Origin of the sequence: Rhodobacter capsulatus (assembly GCF_052363175.1) — a bacterium.
GTDB lineage: Bacteria > Pseudomonadota > Alphaproteobacteria > Rhodobacterales > Rhodobacteraceae > Rhodobacter > Rhodobacter capsulatus_D.
Genome location: NZ_CP198946.1, coordinates 3,388,830 through 3,408,514 on the forward strand (window position 1 = coordinate 3,388,830; position 19,685 = coordinate 3,408,514).

Annotated in this window: 20 protein-coding genes and 1 pseudogene; 12 read left to right on the forward strand and 9 right to left on the reverse strand. The window is 65.9% G+C overall.

The features are described from left to right. Positions 1–7 precede the first annotated feature (7 nt). The 3 genes and pseudogenes from ACTTAI_RS17560 to fsa all read right to left on the reverse strand — a co-directional run bounded on the left by ACTTAI_RS17560 (position 8) and on the right by fsa (position 2,415). Complete coding sequence (locus tag ACTTAI_RS17560; protein WP_444452789.1) at positions 8–931, reverse strand: tyrosine recombinase XerC; 924 nt, start codon at positions 929–931, stop codon at positions 8–10. Then, positions 931–1,636: pseudogene (locus tag ACTTAI_RS17565) on the reverse strand (DUF484 family protein). Before ACTTAI_RS17565 ends, ACTTAI_RS17560 begins: the two are co-directional and overlap by 1 nt. Positions 1,637–1,761: 125 nt before the next feature. Next, the gene (gene fsa, locus ACTTAI_RS17570) at positions 1,762–2,415 is read right to left on the reverse strand and encodes a fructose-6-phosphate aldolase (protein ID WP_444452790.1); all 654 of its coding nucleotides are present in this window, start codon (positions 2,413–2,415) and stop codon (positions 1,762–1,764) included. 206 nt (positions 2,416–2,621) lie between these two features. On the opposite strand from fsa, the gene ACTTAI_RS17575 reads away from it, so the two are divergent. The 3 genes from ACTTAI_RS17575 (at position 2,622) to ACTTAI_RS17585 (ending at position 6,188) form a co-directional block, all read left to right on the forward strand. Then, entirely contained in the window at positions 2,622–4,805 is a 2,184-nt protein-coding gene (locus tag ACTTAI_RS17575) for a primosomal protein N' (protein ID WP_444452791.1), read from the forward strand. 63 nt (positions 4,806–4,868) lie between these two features. After that, positions 4,869–5,738: a 50S ribosomal protein L11 methyltransferase gene (locus ACTTAI_RS17580; RefSeq protein ID WP_444452792.1), complete on the forward strand. Its 870-nt coding sequence runs from the start codon at positions 4,869–4,871 to the stop codon at positions 5,736–5,738. A gap of 102 nt (positions 5,739–5,840) precedes the next feature. Then, positions 5,841–6,188: a hypothetical protein gene (locus tag ACTTAI_RS17585; RefSeq protein WP_444452793.1), complete on the forward strand. Its 348-nt coding sequence runs from the start codon at positions 5,841–5,843 to the stop codon at positions 6,186–6,188. Between the two features lie 108 nt (positions 6,189–6,296). Here the strand turns inward: ACTTAI_RS17585 and ACTTAI_RS17590 are convergent, their stop codons facing one another. Next, entirely contained in the window at positions 6,297–6,485 is a 189-nt protein-coding gene (locus ACTTAI_RS17590) for a DUF1127 domain-containing protein (protein WP_444452794.1), read from the reverse strand. Between the two features lie 337 nt (positions 6,486–6,822). Between ACTTAI_RS17590 and ruvC the strand changes: the two genes are divergently transcribed. From ruvC to ACTTAI_RS17610, 4 genes are all read left to right on the forward strand, one after another. Further along, positions 6,823–7,374 (forward strand): crossover junction endodeoxyribonuclease RuvC, encoded by a 552-nt coding sequence (ruvC, locus tag ACTTAI_RS17595; RefSeq protein ID WP_444452795.1) that lies wholly within the window; start codon positions 6,823–6,825, stop codon positions 7,372–7,374. Continuing rightward, entirely contained in the window at positions 7,371–8,039 is a 669-nt protein-coding gene (ruvA, locus tag ACTTAI_RS17600; protein ID WP_444452796.1) for a Holliday junction branch migration protein RuvA, read from the forward strand. The genes ruvC and ruvA overlap by 4 nt, the downstream gene beginning before the upstream one ends. 68 nt (positions 8,040–8,107) lie before the next feature. Further along, on the forward strand, positions 8,108–9,145 hold the full coding sequence (ruvB, locus tag ACTTAI_RS17605; protein ID WP_444452797.1) for a Holliday junction branch migration DNA helicase RuvB: 1,038 nt from the start codon (positions 8,108–8,110) through the stop codon (positions 9,143–9,145). Between the two features lie 35 nt (positions 9,146–9,180). Beyond that, positions 9,181–9,591, forward strand: a complete 411-nt coding sequence (locus ACTTAI_RS17610; RefSeq protein ID WP_110806154.1) for a group III truncated hemoglobin — start codon at positions 9,181–9,183, stop codon at positions 9,589–9,591. A gap of 56 nt (positions 9,592–9,647) precedes the next feature. Here ACTTAI_RS17610 and ACTTAI_RS17615 read toward each other — a convergent pair whose 3' ends face one another. Beyond that, the gene (locus ACTTAI_RS17615) at positions 9,648–10,652 is read right to left on the reverse strand and encodes a YcjF family protein (protein WP_444452798.1); all 1,005 of its coding nucleotides are present in this window, start codon (positions 10,650–10,652) and stop codon (positions 9,648–9,650) included. After that, positions 10,649–12,052 (reverse strand): YcjX family protein, encoded by a 1,404-nt coding sequence (locus tag ACTTAI_RS17620; RefSeq protein ID WP_444452799.1) that lies wholly within the window; start codon positions 12,050–12,052, stop codon positions 10,649–10,651. Before ACTTAI_RS17620 ends, ACTTAI_RS17615 begins: the two co-directional genes overlap by 4 nt. Before the next feature lie 127 nt (positions 12,053–12,179). Between ACTTAI_RS17620 and truA the strand changes: the two genes are divergently transcribed. After that, entirely contained in the window at positions 12,180–12,947 is a 768-nt protein-coding gene (gene truA, locus ACTTAI_RS17625) for a tRNA pseudouridine(38-40) synthase TruA (RefSeq protein ID WP_444452800.1), read from the forward strand. Position 12,948: 1 nt separating this feature from the next. Here the strand turns inward: truA and ACTTAI_RS17630 are convergent, their stop codons facing one another. The 3 genes from ACTTAI_RS17630 to ACTTAI_RS17640 form a co-directional block, all read right to left on the reverse strand. Next, complete coding sequence (locus tag ACTTAI_RS17630; RefSeq protein ID WP_444452801.1) at positions 12,949–14,883, reverse strand: polysaccharide biosynthesis protein; 1,935 nt, start codon at positions 14,881–14,883, stop codon at positions 12,949–12,951. Positions 14,884–15,013: 130 nt separating this feature from the next. After that, on the reverse strand, positions 15,014–15,619 hold the full coding sequence (locus tag ACTTAI_RS17635) for a sugar transferase (RefSeq protein ID WP_444452802.1): 606 nt from the start codon (positions 15,617–15,619) through the stop codon (positions 15,014–15,016). After that, positions 15,616–16,494, reverse strand: coding sequence for an NAD-dependent epimerase/dehydratase family protein (locus ACTTAI_RS17640; protein ID WP_444452803.1), 879 nt, complete (start codon positions 16,492–16,494; stop codon positions 15,616–15,618). Before ACTTAI_RS17640 ends, ACTTAI_RS17635 begins: the two co-directional genes overlap by 4 nt. A gap of 84 nt (positions 16,495–16,578) precedes the next feature. Between ACTTAI_RS17640 and ACTTAI_RS17645 the strand changes: the two genes are divergently transcribed. From ACTTAI_RS17645 to ACTTAI_RS17660, 4 genes are all read left to right on the forward strand, one after another. Continuing rightward, positions 16,579–17,703 (forward strand): polysaccharide biosynthesis/export family protein, encoded by a 1,125-nt coding sequence (locus tag ACTTAI_RS17645; protein WP_444452804.1) that lies wholly within the window; start codon positions 16,579–16,581, stop codon positions 17,701–17,703. A gap of 81 nt (positions 17,704–17,784) precedes the next feature. After that, complete coding sequence (locus ACTTAI_RS17650; protein ID WP_444452805.1) at positions 17,785–18,651, forward strand: branched-chain amino acid aminotransferase; 867 nt, start codon at positions 17,785–17,787, stop codon at positions 18,649–18,651. 56 nt (positions 18,652–18,707) lie between these two features. Further along, positions 18,708–19,163: a universal stress protein gene (locus ACTTAI_RS17655; RefSeq protein WP_444452806.1), complete on the forward strand. Its 456-nt coding sequence runs from the start codon at positions 18,708–18,710 to the stop codon at positions 19,161–19,163. A 1-nt stretch (position 19,164) separates the two neighbouring features. After that, a complete protein-coding gene (locus ACTTAI_RS17660) occupies positions 19,165–19,623 on the forward strand; it encodes a DUF2267 domain-containing protein (RefSeq protein WP_444452807.1) in 459 nt (152 codons plus the stop codon). Positions 19,624–19,685: the final 62 nt, after the last annotated feature.

Consider the following 19,685-nt stretch of genomic DNA (forward strand, 5'->3'; position numbering starts at 1 on the left):
TTATGGCTCAGGCGCGGGGGTGTGCCGCCTGATAGACCTGCATCAGACGCGCCTGATCGACGGCGGTATAGACCTGAGTCGTCGCAAGGCTCGCATGGCCCAGCAATTCCTGGATCGCGCGCAGATCGCCGCCTTCGGCCAGAAGATGCGTGGCAAAACTGTGCCTTAGCGCATGCGGCGTCGCCGTGGCCGGCAGGCCGAGACCAAGCCGCGCCCGCTCCATCGACTTCGCGACCAGCCGCGGATTGAGCGGACCGCCGCGCGCGCCCCGGAACAGCGGCTCGTAGCGCGAGGTTGGAAACGGGCAGAGCCGCAGATAATCCTCGACAGCCTTGCGCGCCGCAGGCAGCACCGGCACCAGACGCTCCTTGTCGCCCTTGCCGCGGATCCGCAGCACCTCGGGCAAGGGCGCATCCGCGCCTTTCAGCGCCAGAGCCTCGGAAACCCGGAGCCCGCAGCCATACATCAGCGTCATCACCGCCGAGTCGCGGGCCGCGATCCAGGGCTCCTGCGCCTGCGATTCGACCTGCTCGATCACCTCGACCGCGGCCTCGACGCTGAGCGGGCGGGGCAGCTTGCGCTGATATTTCGGCGCCTTGGCCGACAGCACATGGGTGGCATCGAGACCTTCGCGCGCCGCAAGCCAGCGGATGAAGTTCTTCACCGCCGAGAGCGCCCGCGCCAGCGAGCGGCTCGACAGGCCGCGCGTGCGTTCATGCGCCATCCAGGCCCGCATGTCGGACTGGCCAAGACCGGCCAGCTGGGCGACACCGAGACTTTCGCCCCGATGCCGATGGACAAAGGCCAGAAATCCGGCCACGTCGGAACTGTAGGCCGTCAGCGTGTGACTGGCCGCCCCGTCGATCGCCCGCAAGTGACTGATCCACAGGGCCATCGCCGTCCGTGCGGCGGGCGAGACCCCCATCGACATCAGTTCAGCCAGCGCCGCATACCGCGCTCGAACACGCCTGCGAAGAAGGCCAGCAGGTCGGTGCCCTGCGAGGGCTTGAATTGATGCGGGTCTTCGGCGCCCATCACCAGCATGCCGGGCAGACGCCCCTCGCCCAGATCCAGACGCATCAGCGCTTCGGAGCGGATCCAGCTGGCGGCCTCGCCATAGATCGCCTCGGAATGCGGCAGGGTCTGGCGCAGCACCACCGGGCGCACCTGCCCGCCACGACCGGCGCGCATGTATTCCTGGATGAAGCCGGGCTCGGCCACGCAAAGCACGTCGCCCAGACGGCGCAGCGCCGGATCATTGTCGTCCTGCAGCGTTTCGAGCACCAGCTTGACGCTGTCGACGCGCAGGATTTCGGCCACTTCGGTGCCGAGGTTCTTCAGGAAGCCCTCGAAATCCACCGGATCGAGCATGCGCAGCACGGCGCGGTGGATCTGGTTCGTCCCCCGAGAGATTCTCGTAGGCCGCGGCGATCACCGAACGGTGGGTGTCTTCAAGCCGGTCCAGGCGGCGTTCCAGCCGCTCCATCGCCACACCACGCAGGTCGACGATATTGGCGCCCATGGCGCGTTCGTTCGCGGTGATCAGCGCCCGCATCAGATCGCGATCCTCAAGGATCACGTCAGGGTCGGAGATGATCTTGTCGCGCAGTTCAGGTGCAAAAGCCGTGTCGGTCATGCCAGCCTCTCGTAAGCGGGTTACACGTAAATTGACACAGATTCTGGTTAAATGCAGGTTAAATTTGTTAACAATAATAAGAGGCCCGCCAAAATCGGCGGGCCGTCGCGTTCGGATCACAGATCTCAGACGATCGACTGACCGGTTTTCGCCCAGTCCTTCAGGAACTGTTCCAGCCCCTTGTCGGTCAGCGGGTGGTTCGCCATCGCCTTGATCACCGAGGGCGGCGCGGTGATGACATCGGCGCCGATCCGGGCCACGTCGGTGATGTGGTTGACCGAGCGGATCGAGGCGGCCAGGATCTCGGTCTTGAAGCCGTAATTGTCATAGATGGTGCGGATGTCCTCGATCAGTTGCACGCCATCGAGGTTGATGTCGTCGAGCCGGCCGATGAAGGGCGAGATGAAGCTGGCGCCCGCCTTCGCCGCCAGAATCGCCTGCGCGGCCGAGAAGCACAGAGTGACGTTGACCATGTGGCCTTCGGATGCGAAAGCCTTGCAGGCGGTGAGACCGGCCCAGGTCAGCGGCACCTTGATGGCGATGTTGGAGGCGATCTTGACCAGTTTCAGCCCTTCGGCGATCATGTCCTTCGCTTCGGTCGCCACCACTTCGGCCGAGACCGGACCCGCAACCATGTCGCAGATTTCCTTCGTCACTTCGAGAATGTCGCGGCCCGATTTCAGGATCAGCGACGGGTTGGTGGTGACACCATCGACCATGCCGAGATCATTGAGTTCCTTGATCGCGGCGACATCCGCGGTATCGACGAAGAATTTCATGAAGGGCCTCCTGCGCTCTGTCTGGCCGCGATTTAGCGCAAACAGCGCGCGATTGCGAGAGCGGAATCGGGTGCCTGGGGGGGCTTGCCGCCCCCCGCGGCCTGACGGCCTCTCCCCCCGCGCGTATTTGGGCCAAGAAAAAGCCCATCCGTTTTTTCTTGGCCCAAATACGCCCGCAGGAGGCGTTGCAGGGCGCGAGGCCGGGCATGTCTGAGCAGGGGTTCTTTCCGGAAGGCGCCCGGGTCTCGGTCCTGACCGCCGAACCGATCGGCAAGCCGCTTGATTATCTGGCGCCGGAGGGCGGCTGTTTCCCGGGTGCCTTCGTCGAGGTGCCACTCGGGCCGCGCCGGGTCGTCGGCGTCGTCTGGGGCGCGGGCGACGGGCGGTTCGAAGCGGGCAAGCTGCGCGCGGTGGCGCGCGTCCTGGATGTGCCGCCGATGCGGGCGGAGCTGCAGGAGTTCCTGATCCGCATGGGAAGCTACACGATGACCTCGCTCCCCGGGGTGTTGCGGCTGGCCACGCGCACGCCGGGGCTGTTTGACCCGCCCGGCGCGCGGCGGATCTATCGGCTGGGCGCAGGGATGCCGAGCAAGCTGACCGAGGCGCGGGAAAAGGTTCTGGCCGTGCTGCGCGATCATGGCGGCGCGGGGTTTTATCTGACGGAACTTGCGCAGCTCGCGGGCGTCACGCCGCAGGTGGTGAAGGGGCTCGTCAAGCTTGGCGCGATCGAGGAGGCCGAACAGCCGCGCGATCTGCCCTTGCCGCGGCTCGACTTCACCCTGCCGGGCAAGGCGCTGTCCGAGGATCAGGCCGCCGCGGCCGCGGCGCTGAAGGGCGAGGGCTTTGGGGTGACGCTGCTCAAGGGCGTCACCGGCTCGGGCAAGACCGAGGTTTACCTTGAGGCCGTCGCGGAGTGTCTGAGCCGCGGGCGGCAGGCTCTGGTGCTGCTGCCGGAAATCGCGCTGACCTCCGAGTTTCTCTCGCGGGTCGAGGCGCGGTTTGGCGCCCGGCCCGGCGAATGGCATTCGGGCGTGACCGAGGCCGAGCGGCGGCGGCTTTGGCGGATGGTGGCGACGGGGGGCGCGCAGATGGTCGTCGGCGCCCGCTCGGCGCTGTTCCTGCCGTTTCAGGATCTGGGTCTGATCGTCGTCGATGAGGAGCACGACACCTCCTACAAGCAGGAGGAGGGCGCGCTTTATAACGCCCGCGACATGGCCGTGCTGCGGGCCTCGCTCGCCGGATCGCAGGTGGTGCTGGCCTCGGCCACGCCGAGCCTTGAAAGCTGGGTCAATGCGGCGACCGGGAAATACCGCCGCATTGATCTGGCCGCGCGCTTTGGCGCCTCGGAACTGCCCGAGATGCGCACCATCGACATGCGCGAGGAACGCATCGAATCGGTGCACTGGATCTCGCCCAGCCTCGTCGGCGCGGTGCTGGCAACGCTCTCGCGCGGGGAGCAGGCAATGCTGTTCCTGAACCGGCGCGGCTATGCCCCGGTCACGCTTTGCCGCGCCTGCGGGCAACAGATCGGCTGCGATCACTGCGACGCGCGTATGGTCGAGCATCGCTTCCTCAAGCGCCTCGTCTGCCATCAATGCGGCGAGACGAAACCGATTCCCACCACCTGCCCCGCCTGCGGGGTCGAGGGCAAGCTGGCCCCCGTCGGCCCCGGCGTCGAGCGTCTGGCCGAGGAGGTGGCGGAACGCTTCCCCACAGCGCGGGTGGCGGTGCTGTCCTCGGACCTCTTCGGTTCGGCCCGCGCACTGAAAGAGGCGGTCGAGAGCATCGCCAAAGGCGGTGCCGATATCATCATCGGCACGCAGATCGTCGCCAAGGGGCACAACTTTCCGCTGCTCACCTTGGTTGGGGTGATCGATGCGGACCTTGGCCTGCAAGGCTCGGACCTGCGCGCGGCGGAGCGCACCTTTCAGCTGATGCGGCAGGTGGCGGGCCGCGCCGGGCGCGCGGAAAAGCCCGGGGTGGCGCTTTTGCAGACCTATCAGCCCGAGCATCCGGTGATCCGCGCAATTCTGGGCGGCGACGAGGAAGCCTTCTGGAAGGCCGAGGCCGAGGGGCGCAAGGTGGCGGGCGTGCCGCCCTTCGGCCGGATGGCGGGGATCATCCTGTCGGGCGCCGAGATCGAGCCGCTCTTTGCCTATGGCAATGACCTCGCCCAGCATGACGGCCCGCTGCGCCGGATCGGCGCGCAGCTTTTCGGCCCCGCCCCTGCCCCCATCGCGCGGGTCCGCGGGCGGCACCGGGTGCGCCTCTTGATCCGGGCCGACAAGACCGCGCCGCTGCAACAGGCGATCAAGGCGTGGCTGCGCGGGGTGAAACAGCCCAATTCGGTGCGCCTTGCCATCGACATCGACCCGCAGAGCTTCCTTTAGCCTTGTTTCGATTGACCCCCCGCCCCTTTCGCGCCATTGGGGGCGAAACCAACGGAGCCCGCCATGACCACCTTCACCGCCTTCGCCGTTCTGTCCGACCGCGACCTTGCCGATGATCTGGCCGAGCGGCTCGAAGACCTGGACCCCGGCCCCTATGGCGTCGGCGTCTTCGAGATCGAGGACGGCTCGGGCAATTTCGAGGTCGGCGCCTATTTCCTCGACCGCCCGAATGACATCGTGCTCGACCTGCTGGCGGCAGCCTATGGCGCCACCGGCTTCGTCGTCTCGGAACTGCCGGAAACCGACTGGGTGGCGCATGTAAAACGCGAACTGGCCCCGGTGGTCGCAGGGCGCTTCTTCGTGCATGGCAGCCATGACGCCGACAAGGTGCCCGAAGGCGCGATCCCGCTGGTGATCGACGCGGCGATGGCCTTCGGCACCGGTCATCACGGCACGACGCTCGGCTGCCTGACCGCGCTTGACCGTCTGGCGGGCGAAGGCTTCCATCCGCACAAGACCGTCGACATCGGCTGCGGCACCGCCGTGCTGGCGATGGCCGCCGCGAAGCTCTGGCCCGAAACGGTGCTGGCCTCCGATATCGACCCGGTCGCGGTTGAAACCGCCGCCGCCAATGTCACCGGCAACGATCTGGCGGGCCGGGTGATCTGCCTGCAGGCGGCGGGGTTCGCCCATCCCGACCTGCAAGCCGCCGCGCCCTTTGACCTTATTTTCGCCAATATTCTGAAAGGGCCGCTGATCACGCTCGCCCCCGACATGGGGCGGCTTTGCGCCGAATCGGGCCTTGTTATCTTGTCCGGAATCCTGATCGAGCAGGGCGACGAAGTGATCGCGGCCTATGAAGCCCAGGATTTCAGTCTCGTCTCGCGAAACAATTACGGCGACTGGACGACATTGGTTCTCTCAAAGAACTGATCACTGGAAAGCTTTCTCGCCGGATCACGGAAACTCGGGCATAGTCGTTAATCAGTCGTTAGGCATTTTGGCCCGCGACCGGTTTTCGATGTGGAGCCTGTCATGCGTAATTCGGTTCATTCTGACTTTGAACGCCGCTTGGCGCGGATTGACCGGATTCATGCCGCTGGCGGCGCTTTCGAAGCGACCGGGGCGCTTGGCCGCGCCTATTTCGACAGCCATCGCCCGAAAGAGCGCCGCCGCTTCCCGTGGCGCGCTGTGGCGATGGTCTTTCTGGGGATGCTTCTGTTCAAGGGCGCGATCCTCGCGCAGATCGGCCCCGAAACCTACGCACATCGCGTCGACGCTCTCGCCGCAGGCACGGCCGCGGAAAAGATCGGCGCCTGGGTGCTGCGCGCCGACGCACCAACCCAATTCATCGCAACGCAACTGCACGCCATTCTTTACTGAGCCTTTAGACCGGCAAATTTCGCTACAGCTTTTTCAAGAACCACATTTCAGACAATAAAAGGCCGCGCAGTGCCCTGCGCGGCCTTGTTGTTTCAGCTCCCTGCGGGCTCAGCGGCCGATGCAGTCGATATCGGCGCGGGTCAGGCCGATGTCATTGAGTTCCCGGTCGCTCAGCCGCGCAAGCGCCCGGCGCGTCAGCCGGGCGTCATTCCACAGCGTCATCGCGTCGATCAGGCGTGCAAACATCCCGGCCCGGCCATGGCGGGCGGAGAGGGAGAGGGTGTCGAGGGCGGACATGATGCGGTTCCTTTATTTTCTGCTGTTTTGCTGGGCGTTTCGCCGTTGATTGGGCAGTTAATCAAGGCAGATTGCGAAAACAAGCGCGGCACGATCAGCCCCGCCATGCAGTTTCTGCATGGCTTTTTCAGCTGCTGACGGCGTCGTGAGCGGCTTCGGCATTTTGCCGCCCGGCTCCGGCATTCTGGTGACGCATTCGGCTGCGAAGTGTCGCTTTGCGCCGCTTCACGGCCGTTTCGACATCGGGCAGTTACAGGACTGTAACGCTTTGCGCTTTCCGATGTTCTTCTTTTGTGCTAAATGCGGAGAAAATGCCACAGGCAAAAAGGGCAGTCACATGCGGGTGATCGGGATCGATCCGGGGTTACGCAACCTCGGTTGGGGGGTGATCGAGGTCGACGGGTCCCGTTTGCGCCACATCGCGAATGGAATCATCCACTCGGCAGGCGACGATCTGGCAAAGCGCCTTGTCGTGCTGCACGCAGGCCTGACCGAGGTGATCGCAACGCATCAGCCCGAGGCGGCTGCGGTCGAGCAGACCTTCGTCAACAAGGACGCGGTGGCGACGCTGAAACTCGGTCAGGCGCGCGGCATCGCGCTTCTGGTGCCGGCGCAGGCCGGGCTCGAGATCGGGGAATATGCGCCCAATGCGGTGAAAAAGGCGGTCGTCGGCGTCGGTCATGCCGACAAGGGGCAGGTGCAGCACATGGTGCGCCACCAGCTGCCGGGCGTCACCTTTGACGGGCCCGATGCGGCGGATGCGCTCGCTGTCGCGATCTGCCACGCGCATCACCTGCAATCCGCCCGCCGGGCCTCGGCGGCGATGCTGGGCCGCGGCGCGCTGGACATCACCGCGGGCCAGGCCCGGATCCGGAGGACAGGCGCATGATCGGACGTATCGCCGGGGTGATCTTGCACCGCGCCATGGATCATGTGCTGATCGACGTGCGCGGCGTCGGCTACATCGTCCATGTCTCCTCCCGCACCGCCGCCAACCTGCCCCCGGTGGGCGAGGCCTGCGCGCTTTACACCGAGCTTCTGGTGCGCGAGGACCTGCTGCAGCTTTTCGGCTTCCCGACGCTGATCGAAAAGGAATGGCACCGGCTGCTCACCTCGGTGCAGGGGATCGGCGCGAAGGCTGCGCTCGCTATCCTCGGCACGCTTGGCCCCGATGGCGTTTCCCGCGCGCTGGCGCTTGGCGACTGGAATGCGATCAAGGCCGCCCCCGGGGTCGGACCGAAGCTGGCGCAGCGGGTGGTGATGGAACTCAAGGACAAGGCGCCGACCGTGATGGCGATGGGCGGGACGCTGACCGTCGACACAGCGCCCTCGGACGAGGTGATCGAGGCGGCGCCGAAACCCGTGAAACGCCCCGCGCCCGCCGCGACCCGGCAAGTAAACTTCACCGCCGAGGCGCTGAGCGCGCTGACCAACCTCGGCTATTCCCCCTCGGACGCCGCCACCGCCGTCGCCAAGGCCAGCGAAAACCCCGAGGCCACCGATACCGCCAAGCTGATCCGCGCCGCCCTGCGCCTCCTCGCCCCAAAGGACTAGCCTTTTTATCTTGCCTTAAATATCCCGGGGTGCGGGGCAGAGCCCCGCTCCGACGCTGAAAGCCAAGCATGACCGAACCCGATCCGACCCTCCGCCCCGACCGCCTGCCCGAGGACGCCGACCGCGCCCTGCGCCCGCAGGTGCTGGAGGAATTCATCGGTCAGGCCGAGGCGCGGGCGAACCTGCGCGTCTTCATCGAAAGCGCGAAGATGCGCGGTCAGGCGATGGATCACACGCTGTTTCACGGCCCGCCCGGCCTGGGCAAGACTACGCTCGCACAGATCATGGCCCGCGAATTGGGCGTGAATTTCAAGATGACCTCCGGCCCGGTTCTGGCGCGGGCGGGGGATCTGGCCGCGATCCTGACCAACCTTGAAAACCGCGACGTGCTTTTCATCGACGAGATCCACCGGATGAACCCGGCGGTCGAGGAAGTGCTCTACCCGGCGATGGAGGATTTCGAGCTGGATCTGGTGATCGGCGAAGGCCCGGCCGCGCGCACCGTGCGGATCGAGTTGCAGCCCTTCACCCTTGTCGGCGCCACCACACGCCTCGGCCTGCTCACCACCCCCCTGCGCGACCGTTTCGGCATCCCGACCCGGCTGCAATTCTACACCGAAGACGAGCTCGACCTGATCGTGTCCCGCGGCGCCCGGCTTCTGGGCATTCCCGCCGATCCCGACGGCACGCGCGAGATCGCCAAGCGCGCCCGCGGCACGCCGCGGATTGCCGGACGGCTTCTGCGCCGCGTCGTCGATTTCGCGCTGGTCGAGGGCGACGGGCGGCTAACCCGCAAGCTTGCCGACAATGCGCTGACCCGGCTCGGCGTCGATCATCTGGGGCTCGATGGCGCCGACCGGCGCTACATGATGTTGATGGCCGAACATTACGGTGGCGGTCCGGTGGGAGTGGAAACGCTCTCGGCGGCGCTTTCCGAGAGCCGCGATGCGCTCGAAGAGGTGATTGAGCCTTACCTTCTGCAACAGGGTCTGATCCAGCGCACCCCGCGCGGGCGGATGCTGGGGCACCGGGCCTGGCGGCATCTGGGGCTGGAGGCGCCGCAAACGCAAGTTCCGGTCCAGAACGACCTTTTCGACGCGGGTTGACTGGACGCGCCGCCCGAGCGGTGTATCCTTGACCCATGTCCACCGCCCTGCCCCCCCGTTTCCCCGTCACCGAGGCCCAGATCGAGGCCGTCGTGGCTGAATTCTATGCCCGCGTCCGCGCCCATCCCGAACTTGCGCCGATCTTCGCCGCGCATGTGAAAGACTGGGCGCATCACGAGGCGAAGATCGCCCGGTTCTGGAAGGGCTCGATCCTGCACATGCAGGGCTACGAGGGCAGCCCGATGATCTCGCACCGCCGCGCGGGCGATGTGGAGGGCGGGCATTTTCCGCTCTGGCTCGCCACCTTTGATGCGGTTCTTCATGACACGCTTGACCCGGTGGCGGCGGCGGGCTGGTCGGCCTTGGCGCATCGGATCGGCAAGGGGCTGCGGATGGGGGTCGAGGATGTGGGCCGCCCGCCGGATGCGGTGCCCAATCTGCGCTGAGCCGCCCCTGCCCCAGCGGGGAAAGGGCGTATTTGGGCCAAGAAAAAGCGGCAGGGTCAGTCTTCGTCTTTCGATTTGGTGAAGACGCCTTTCAGCGCGCCGCCGGTCAGTTGCGTGACTTTCGGGCGAGCGAGCGCGGTGAAGGGCATGGGCCGACAGACCTCCATCGCGGCGATGCCGACGCGGGCGGTCAGCGCGCCGTTGATCACGCCTTCGCCGAAGCGGCGCGAGATTTTCGCGGCGAGATGCCCCCCGGTCATCGTCTCGATCAGGTCATCGCCCGCCGAGACCGCGCCCGTCGCGATCACATGCGTCATCACCGTGCGGGCCAGTCGCAGGGCACCAAGGCTGCCCGCGCGGCCGCCGTAAACCTCGGCAACGCCGCGGATCATCCGCAGGTTGGCGATCAGCGCCGTGGCCACATCGGCCAGCGCCAGCGGCACCAGCGCGGTCACCGTCGCCACCGTGCGGGAGGCCGCCTCAATTTCCAGACGCGCGGCGGCATCAAGCGGCGCCATCAGCTCGGTCTCGGTCAGCCGCAACAGGGTCTGGGTGTCAAGCTGCTCGGGCGCGCGCTCGCGCAGGCGCGCAAGCGACCATTTCATCTCGGGTCGCGCGGAATAGAGCTTCGCCATCCGATCAACCGCCTTGCGCGCGGCGCGCAGATCATCGCGGTTGCCCGCCTCGATCACTTCCTGATGCAGCTTGTCGAGCCGGCCGAGCTTCGCATAGGCGGTCAGTTCGCGCAAAACGACCAGCACGCAGGCGATCAGGAACAGAATCAACAGCCCCGTCGCCACCCAGCCAAGGATCGGATTGGCGGCGAAAAGCCCAGTGACGAAATTCCACAAGGCGACGGTGATCAGGAAGCTGACCAGCGCCCCCGTCGCCTGCCAGAAGAACCGCGTCAGCCGGGACCGCGGTCTTGCGGCGAGTTTCGCCGCGATCTGCATGGCGCGGCCTTGCGGGGGCGCGTCGAAGGTGGGTTGGTCGATCACCGGCGGCGCCTCGGCGGGCGAGGCGGGCGGGGCGTCCAGTTCCAGAATGACAGGTCGTTTCACAGCTTGTCCCCGATCAGGAATTCGGCGGCGCGGTCGATGCGGATATGCGGCGGGCCCTCGCCCGGGCGCAGCACACCGGGCGCGGGGGCGAAATTCATCAGCCCGAAATCGGCATCAAGCCAATCCTCGGCGCCGTCGCGCGCGGGGGTGAGCAACTCGGCCGGATCGGTCGGCAATTCCCCCGGGTAAAGCGCGACCGAGCGGCCATCGGCCAGACGCCCCCGCACCGCAGGAAGGTCTTCGCCGGAATGGGGAATGATGTCCTCGGTCGTCGTGCGCAAGCTGGCCAGCGACATCGCCTCGGTCTCGGCGCCCGCGAAACTGGCGCGGTCCTTGGCTTCGCGCAGCAAAGCCTCGGTGATCGCGGTCAATTTGGCGTGCTGGATGTGATGCAGATGGTCGGCCTTGGTCGCGGCAAAAAGGATGCGTTCCACCCGTTTCGCGCCGAGAAGCGTCAGCAGGAACCCGGGCACACCGGGGCGGAAGGCCGAGAGGATCGCCGCCATCGATTGGCGCAGATCCTCCAAGGCGGCAGGCCCGGCGTGAATGGCGCCCAGCACATCGACCAGCACCACCTGCCGGTCGATGCGGGCGAAATGATCGCGAAAGAAGGGCTTCACCACCTCGCGCTTGTAGGCGTCAAAGCGGCGTTCCATCTCGCGTCCGAGCGAGTCGCGCGGATAGGTGGCGGGCGGGATCGGCGCGAAGGTCAAAACGGGCGAGCCCGCCATTTCGCCGGGCAACAGGAACCGCCCGGGCGAGCAATCGGAAAAGCCCGCCTCGCGCGAGGCGATCAGATGGTCGGTGAAGGATTCCGCCAAAGCCTTTGCTGCGGTCTCGCTGAAGCGGGCATAAAGGTCGATCTCGTCCAGCGTTTGCAGGAAGGCATCCGCCCCCGGGCGGCCGGGCAGACGGTCGAGCACACCCGCCGACCAGTCCTCGAAGCTTTTCTCGATCAGGCCAAGGTCAAGCAGCCATTCGCCGGGGTAATCGACGATATCGAGATGCACGGTGCGCGGCTTGTAAAGCGCGCCCAGCATCCCCGAGGGCTGCAGCCGGAAGCTGAGCCTCAGTTCCGAAACCGCCCGCGTGCCCTCGGGCCAGCTCGGGGTCGGGCCGGTCATGCTGGCGAGATGGCTTTCATAATCGAACCGCGGCACGGTGTCGTCGGGCTGGGGCTTCAGATAGGCGGCGCGGATGCGCCCTGCCCCGGTCAGCGCGGGCATCCGGCCGCGATCGAGCAGGTTTGCCACCAGCGAGGTGATGAAAACGGTCTTGCCCGCCCGCGAGAGCCCGGTGACGCCCAGCCGGATCACCGGCTCGAACAGGGCTTCTGAAACCGAGGAGCTGAGCCCCTCGATGCTGCGGCCGATGTCCTCGGCAAGGTCGGTGATGCCCACTGCGCTGCCTTTCCCGGTCATTCTGATTGAGGCGAAGATAGGCATTGCCCCAACCGATTCACAGAGGGGAAAGCAGCGCACCCCCGGGGCCATTGCGCAAAACCCGCGGCCGCGCTATCGCCGGAACATGCCCAGATTTGCCTTCAGGATCGAATATGATGGCGGCCCCTTTGCCGGATGGCAAAGGCAGGCCGTGGCTCCCTCGGTGCAAGGCGCGGTGGAGGCGGCGCTGGCCCGGCTCGAACCCGGGGAGCACACGATCGCCGCCGCCGGGCGGACCGATGCGGGGGTGCATGCGACCGCGCAGGTGGCCCATGCCGATCTGGCGAAGGACTGGGACCCGTTTAGGCTCTCCGAGGCGCTGAACCATCATCTGCGGCCGCAGCCGGTGGCGATCGTCGCCTGTGCCCGCGTGAGCGACGACTTCCACGCGCGGTTTTCCGCGATCGAGCGGCGCTATCTGTTTCGGCTGATCACCCGCCGCGCGCCGATGGTGCACGAGCGCGGCAAGGTCTGGCATGTGCAGAATCCGCTGGATGTGGACGCGATGCGCGAAGCCGCCGCGCATCTGATCGGGCTGCATGATTTCACCACCTTCCGCGCCACGATGTGCCAGGCGAAATCGCCGGTGAAAACGCTCGATGAAATCCGCATCGAGGAGATCACCTTGCCGAACGGGCGCGAAATCCGTTTTCATCTGCGCGCGCGCAGCTTCCTGCACAATCAGGTGCGCTCGATCGTCGGCACGCTGGAGCGGGTGGGGGCAGGAGCATGGACACCCGAAGAGGTGCGACAGGCGCTGGCCGCGCGCGACCGGGCGGCTTGCGGTCCGGTCTGCCCGCCGCAGGGGCTTTACCTGTGCGGCGTCGGCTACCCGGAAGATCCGTTCGCATAAATTACCCCGCGGGGAGTTCCGCCGTCCGCTCGGTGCGTTGCGCTTTTACGACCTGACATTGCAGCGACGAGGCTGGCAGGCTTTGCGGCGCATATTCGGGAACGGCTCGGGCCACCACCGAAATCACATCGACATCCGAGCCACGATCGATCGCCTCGCGCAGATCGCGCAAGGCCGCGGCCGTCGCCAGTTCCGACAGATGATCCTCGCGCACCGAGATGATCTTCGGATGCGCGGTGGTCTGCGCGCCCTTGCGCACCATCAGCTCTTCATGCAGCTTTTCGCCCGGGCGCAGCCCGGTGGTGACGATCTCGATATCGCCATCGGGATTATGCGCATCGCGCACGGTAAAGCCCGAGCTTTCGATCAGCCGCCGCGCCAGTTCGATGATCTTCACCGGCTTGCCCATGTCGAGCACGAAGACCTCGCCGCCCTCGGCAAAGGAGCCCGCCAGCAGCACCAGCCGCGAGGCTTCCTGAATCGTCATGAAATAGCGTGTCACCCGCTTGTCGGTCAGGGTGACCGGACCGCCGCGGGCAATCTGTTCCTGAAACAGCGGCACGACCGAGCCGGACGAGCCCAGCACATTGCCGAAGCGCACGATCGAGAACACGGTATTGCCCGGACGCGCGGCAAGATCCTGCACGATCAGTTCGGCCAACCGCTTCGAGGCGCCCATCAGGTTGCCCGGACGCACCGCCTTGTCGGTCGACACCAGAACGAAGCGCTTGACCTGCGCCTCGCGGGCCGCCCGCGCCAGAATCGCCGTGCCCAGCACATTGTTCGCCATGCCAGCCCGGGCGTTCATCTCGACCAGCGGCACATGTTTGTAGGCGGCGGCATGCAGGACGATCTCGATGTCATGTTCGTCGAGGACCTGCATCACCTGCACCCGATCCGCGACCGAGCCAAGCACCGGGACGATCTCGACGCCGGTGGCTTCCGTCAGCACCCGCATTTCCGCCTCGGCATTGTAAAGCGCGAGTTCCGAAAGTTCGTAGAGCACCAGTCTCTTCGGACGGCAGGAGACGACCTGACGGCAAAGCTCAAGACCGATCGAGCCGCCCGCGCCAGAAATCAGCACATTGGCGTCCCGATAGGCGTTGCGCCCCGCGGTCAGCTCGTGACTGAGCGGGTCACGGCACAAAAGCGCCGCGGTTCCGACCGGACGCAGCAGATCGAGCAATTCCTTGCCGCCGTGGATCTGGGTGAAGGCAGGCAGGCTGTGCACCTGCAGCCCAAGGTTTTCCAGCCGCTTCGAGATGAAGGTCTGCTTGTCGGTCGACACCGAAGGCATCGCAATGATCACGCGATTGATCTTGTATTGCTCGATCACCCGGGCGGCATGAACGCCGGAATGGATCGGCACGCCGTTCATCGTCATGCCCGCCAGCGTCGCGTTGTCGTCCAGAAATGCACAGACGACGAAATCGTCGCTGTTGCGCAACTCCCGGGCCAGCGCCATGCCGGTACGGCCGGCGCCATAGATCGCCACGCGCGAGAGAGTGCGGGAATTGCGGTAGATCGCGGTCAGGATCCGCGTCAGCCCGACGCGGCTGAAGAAGAAAGCGGTAAAGTAAAGCAGCCCGAACACCACATGCAGACCGGGCGCCTGGGCCACCTCCGCAAATCTGGATTGCAGCGCCGAGGTGATCGTCATAGAGGCCGCCAGCACGGCCGAACGCATCACCGCCTCGCCCTGATACTCGCGCAGCTTGATCCGAGACAGGCCCAGCACTTGGCTGAGCATCCCGGCTTCGACAATCAGCAGGGGCAGTTCCAGCACATGTGAACGGATCAGCGATAGCGTACCACTGCCTTCGCTCAGCAAAAGCAGCGCAAGGCAGAAACTCAGCGGAACCAGAAGAACATCGACCGCAAGGAGGATCGAGGACTTTTGCCTCCGGCTGAGCGAGATGATCGATTTGAAGAGCACTCCTGCGCCCCGCCTCCACATGCTATGCGTGTGCAGAATACCGAGCGCCCCGCTTCGGTCAACGGCATGTGCGTCAAAACCGCACCTATTGCCTGGAACCATTGCAAAAAGGCCGCGCAATCGGCGGCAATCAGCTTATCATCCGTGCGATTGTGCGCCCAATCAGCTGCAAATCGAAGCAAACCGAGGCATGGCGCGCATAGATCAGATCAAGCCGAGCCTTTGCCGGGATGCACAGGCGGCAGTAGATCCGGTCGGTTTCCGCAGCGCAGCGGGATCGCGCCAGCAGCCATTCCTCGTGACGATGATAGTGGATCGAGGCGAGGCCGGTCACGCCGGGACGGGATTTCAGCACCTCGCCGTAGATTTCGGGGAAACGCTCGACATATTCGCGCAGCGGCGGACGCGGCCCGACGAAGCTGATGTCGCCGCGCAGGATGTTCCACAGTTGCGGCAGCTCATCGAGCCGGAAGCGACGCAGCACCCGACCGACCGGGGTGATCCGCGCCGCCTTGTCGGCCCCGGACACTCCGGCGTCGGTCGCGACCACGGTCATGGTGCGAAACTTCCACAACCGGAAAGCCTGCGTCGGAGATTTCATCCGCTCGGCAGCATAAAAGAACGGCCGCCCTTGCGTCAGCGCGAGCGCCAGCAGCACAACCGCCCCGATCAGCGCGATCAACGGCAGGATCAGCAGCGCAAAACAAAGATCGAAAAGCCGCTTCGTCCCGCTCATGCCCGCCCGTCCTCATATCGCAGATCAGCCAGCAGGGACGCCGCCGTCACCGGCAGATCGGGCACAAGCCCAAGCGAAAGCGCCCGCTCCACCGACAGTTCGACTGTTGCGATCGCCTCGGGCGGTGCGGGGTCGGCCTGCCAGCCCTCCCCCGCCGCGCGCAAAAGCGCATCCATCCCGACAGCCCCCGGAAGCGCCAGATTGATCACCCCGGGCAGCGCAGCGCCGCCAAGCGACAGCCGCACGAGCCGCGACAGCGCCCGCCCAAGGGCCTGCGGCCCGATATAGCTGCGCCGCGGCGCAAATCCGTCGGGAAAGACATGCAACCTGCGCCCGCCGGGCGGGGCGGGTTGCCCCAACAACGCATCCGCCCCCGCGACGTTGCCGATCCGCAGCACGACGGCTTCGGGGCGTCCGGCCGCCACGGCCTCCATCGCGACCTTGGCGCGACCATAGTCCGACAGAGGCGCCAACGCGTCTTCCTCGCGGCAGAGGGGTTGGGTCGGAGCGCCATAAACCGCCGCCGAAGAGGCCAGAAACACCGGCCGCCCCCCGGCAAGATCCAGCACCAGAGCGGCAAGACTGCGATGCACCGACAGCGCCTCGGCCGGGCCCTGCGTCGGGCCCGCCAGCATCAGCACCGCATCGGTGGCGGCCATCGCCTGACGCAGGGCCTCGGGCGCGGCAAGCGGATCGAAAACCGTCGTCGGCCCGCCAAAAGCGGCAAAATCATCGGGCCTGCGCGCCTGCCATACCACGCGCAGCGCCCCCGCCCGCTGCCAGGCGTTGCGCAAATGCCCCCCCAGCCGCCCGGATCCGCCCAGAACGAGCAGGCGCGGAAACTCCGGCTTGAGGTTTGACGGGAATGAACGCATAGACTTGGCTGCCGCAGGTGGGGTGAATCGTTGGTCAAAAGAGCCTTAGCACCCGATGCGGGACGCTGGAACGGGGGAACGTGAATGCTGTCGAAACCGGGACTCGTCGTCGCCGTGCTGCTGACTGCGGCCCTTTCGGGATGCACGCTGCCACGCGGGGCCGCCATGCAAAGCGAAATCCTCAGCAATGCCAACGACAAGACCCCCAATTTCGCGCATTACCCCGTGGATTCAAAGCTGCTGTCCGAGCTGCCGAACTGGCCTGCGGGCAAGAGCGGTGCCGCGAAGCGCTCCTGGATCAAGGGCGGCAACGGCGCCTCGGGTCAGGTTCTGGCCGCGGGCGACACCGTTTCGCTGTCAATCTGGGAAGGTGGGCAGAACAAGCTTCTGACCAGCGAGGGCGCCCCGGCAACGCAGATCGCCCCCACCACCGTGGCGAACAATGGCCAGATTTTCGTGCCCTATGTCGGCGCGGTGAAAGTGTCGGGTCTCAGCGTCGAAGCCGCACGCGAAAAGGTGCAGCAATCCGTTGAAGCCCTGATCCCCGAAGCGCAGGTGCAGCTGGCCGCCACCCCGGGCAAGGGCAATACCGTCTCGCTGATCGGCGGCGTTTCCAATCCGGGCACGATCCCGCTGGTGGACCGCTCGCTGACCGTTCTGGGCGCGATTTCAGAGGCGGGCGGGGCACACGCCGCGATCGAGAACCCGCAACTGCGGCTTTACCGGGGCGGCAAGGTCTACGAGACCTCGCTGCAGCGCGTGCTGGACGATCCGGCACTGGATGCCGGGCTGCGGCCGGGCGACAAGCTGATGGTGCTCAAGGATGATCGCAGTTTCCTCGCGCTTGGCGCCTCGGGGGTGGAAAAGATCATTCCCTTCCCGAAAGATCATGTGAACGCGCTGGAAGCCGTGACGCTGGCGGGCGGCATCAGCGACGCAAGGGCCAATCCCAAAGGTGTGCTGATCCTGCGCGAATACCCCGCCAGTGCTGTGAGCAGCGACGCGACGCAGGGGCCCCAGAATGCCCGCGTGGTGTTCTCGATGGATCTGACGACCTCGGAAGGTCTGTTCTCGGCGCAGAACTTCGAGGTGCAGCCGAACGATCTCGTGCTCGCCACCGAAAGCTCGCTGGTCAACACCCGGACCATCCTTGGCCTGTTCGGTTCGACGCTGGGTCTGGCGCGGACGGCGGACGCGATCACGAACTGATCCGCTGTCCCCGATACAATCCCGTCTCTGGACCTTTGGGCGCGGCTGTGGCTAGGGTCGCGCCCGACAAAGGAGACCGTCATGGCATTCGGAACGAACATCCGCACCTGGTTCGAAGGACGCTGGCACGAGGGCGACGTCGCCGTCATGCGCGCGGCCGATCACGGCATCTGGCAGGGCTCGTCGGTCTTCGACGGCGCGCGGCTGTTCGACGGGCTTGTGCCCGATCTTGACCTGCATTGCGCCCGGGTGAACCGCTCCGCCGCGGCGCTGATGATCACGCCGACCATCGATCCGGCCGAGATGGTCGAGATCGCCCGCGAAGGCCTGCGCAAATATGCCAAGGGCGCGGCGGTCTATATCCGGCCGATGTATTGGGCACTGGACGGTTCGGAACTGGGCGTCGCGCCGAAAGAGGGGGCGACGGGCTTCGCGCTCTGTCTGGAAGAGGTGGCGATGCCGCCCGCCGACAAGGCGACGACGCTGACGACGACGCAATTCCGCCGCCCGGTGCTGGCCGACAACGTCTGCAACGCCAAGGCGGGCTGCCTTTATCCGAACAACGCCCGGATGCTGGTCGAGGCCAAGCGCAAGGGCTTCGGCAATGCGCTGGTGCAGGACGCAATGGGCAATGTCGCGGAATCGGCGACGGCGAACGTCTTCATCGTCAAGGATGGCGTCGTGCTGACGCCGGTTGCGAATGGCACCTTCCTTGCGGGCATCACCCGGGCGCGCCACATGGCGAACCTGCGCGCCGCGGGCGTCGAGGTGCGCGAGACCGTGCTGACGCTCGACGACGTGCGGGCGGCGGACGAGGTGTTCCTCTCGGGCAACTTCGGCAAGGTGACGCCGGTGACGGGCTTCGATGAGGTGACCTATGCCCACGGCCCGATGACGAAACGCATCCGCGAGATCTACATGGACTGGGCGCTGTCCGCGCCGCTCTGAAACGATTGCCAAAAGGTCAAGTTCCGGTCCATGATGACTGCAATCCGGAGGACAGGATGCGCAAGTTTCTCGTGGTGCTCGACCAGACCCGCGAATGTCTGAATGCGATGCGTTATGCCGCGATGCGGGCGGCGCATACGGGCGGGGGTGTCACCATTCTGTCGGTGATCCCGCCCGACGAATACCAGCACTGGATCGGCGTCGCCGAGATCATGCGGGCCGAAGCCCGCGAGACGATCACCGCGCATTTCGAGGTCTTCGCGAAATGGATGCGCGACAAGCAGGGGGTGAACCCCGAGCTGGTGATCCGCGAAGGCGATCCGGTGACCGAGATCATGGGTCTGGTGCGCGAAGACCCGGAAATCGGCGTGCTGGTTCTGGGCGCGGGCACCGAAAAATCCGGGCCGGGGCCGCTGGTGACGCAGCTTTCGCGCAGCTCGGGCAATCTGCCGGTGCCGCTCACCATCGTTCCGGGCGACATGTCCAAGGAGCGGCTGGAATCGATCACTTGACATGCCGATGCCTTGGACCTACCGACACGCGCAGAAGGAATTTCAGGCATTTCTGGCCGATGCGAAAGAGCGTATGGGGCTGGTGTCGGACAATTCCACCTTCACCGCCGTCGAGGGGGTTCTGCGGGCCTTTCGCGCCTGTCTGACCCCGCGGCAGGCGCTGGCCTTCGCCGATTGCCTGCCCTCGGTCTTGCGGGCGCTGTTCGTTTCGGGCTGGGATATCGGTGTCGCGCCGCGCCCGTTCGGATCGCGCGCCGAGATGACCCGGATCGCACAGGCACTGCGACCGCATCACAACCTGACCCCCGATAATGCGATCGAAGCCACCGCCTTCGCGCTGTGGCGCTATGTCGATCACGCGGCGCTGGTCCGGGCGCTGGCGCAGATCGGCCCCGAGGCCGAGGCCTTCTGGCGCCCGGATATCGCCGATCCCTCCGAGATTGCGCCGAGGATTTTCTGATCCGCCGCTAATCTTGATTATTTTGCTTGCAGGGCGCATATCTGCCGCAAGCCAAGGAGGCG

Coding starts and splice junctions, on each gene's coding strand:
- ACTTAI_RS17655 (WP_444452806.1), top strand. CDS start 18,708: ATGCGCAAGTTTCTCGTGGTGCTCGACCAGACCCGCGAATGTCTGAAT.
- ACTTAI_RS17640 (WP_444452803.1), bottom strand. CDS start 16,494: ATGCGTTCATTCCCGTCAAACCTCAAGCCGGAGTTTCCGCGCCTGCTC.
- ACTTAI_RS17575 (WP_444452791.1), top strand. CDS start 2,622: ATGTCTGAGCAGGGGTTCTTTCCGGAAGGCGCCCGGGTCTCGGTCCTG.
- ruvC (WP_444452795.1), top strand. CDS start 6,823: ATGCGGGTGATCGGGATCGATCCGGGGTTACGCAACCTCGGTTGGGGG.
- ACTTAI_RS17610 (WP_110806154.1), top strand. CDS start 9,181: ATGTCCACCGCCCTGCCCCCCCGTTTCCCCGTCACCGAGGCCCAGATC.
- ACTTAI_RS17635 (WP_444452802.1), bottom strand. CDS start 15,619: ATGAGCGGGACGAAGCGGCTTTTCGATCTTTGTTTTGCGCTGCTGATC.
- truA (WP_444452800.1), top strand. CDS start 12,180: ATGCCCAGATTTGCCTTCAGGATCGAATATGATGGCGGCCCCTTTGCC.
- ACTTAI_RS17660 (WP_444452807.1), top strand. CDS start 19,165: ATGCCGATGCCTTGGACCTACCGACACGCGCAGAAGGAATTTCAGGCA.
- ruvB (WP_444452797.1), top strand. CDS start 8,108: ATGACCGAACCCGATCCGACCCTCCGCCCCGACCGCCTGCCCGAGGAC.
- ACTTAI_RS17590 (WP_444452794.1), bottom strand. CDS start 6,485: ATGTCCGCCCTCGACACCCTCTCCCTCTCCGCCCGCCATGGCCGGGCC.
- ACTTAI_RS17585 (WP_444452793.1), top strand. CDS start 5,841: ATGCGTAATTCGGTTCATTCTGACTTTGAACGCCGCTTGGCGCGGATT.
- ruvA (WP_444452796.1), top strand. CDS start 7,371: ATGATCGGACGTATCGCCGGGGTGATCTTGCACCGCGCCATGGATCAT.
- fsa (WP_444452790.1), bottom strand. CDS start 2,415: ATGAAATTCTTCGTCGATACCGCGGATGTCGCCGCGATCAAGGAACTC.
- ACTTAI_RS17650 (WP_444452805.1), top strand. CDS start 17,785: ATGGCATTCGGAACGAACATCCGCACCTGGTTCGAAGGACGCTGGCAC.
- ACTTAI_RS17580 (WP_444452792.1), top strand. CDS start 4,869: ATGACCACCTTCACCGCCTTCGCCGTTCTGTCCGACCGCGACCTTGCC.
- ACTTAI_RS17645 (WP_444452804.1), top strand. CDS start 16,579: ATGCTGTCGAAACCGGGACTCGTCGTCGCCGTGCTGCTGACTGCGGCC.
- ACTTAI_RS17560 (WP_444452789.1), bottom strand. CDS start 931: ATGTCGATGGGGGTCTCGCCCGCCGCACGGACGGCGATGGCCCTGTGG.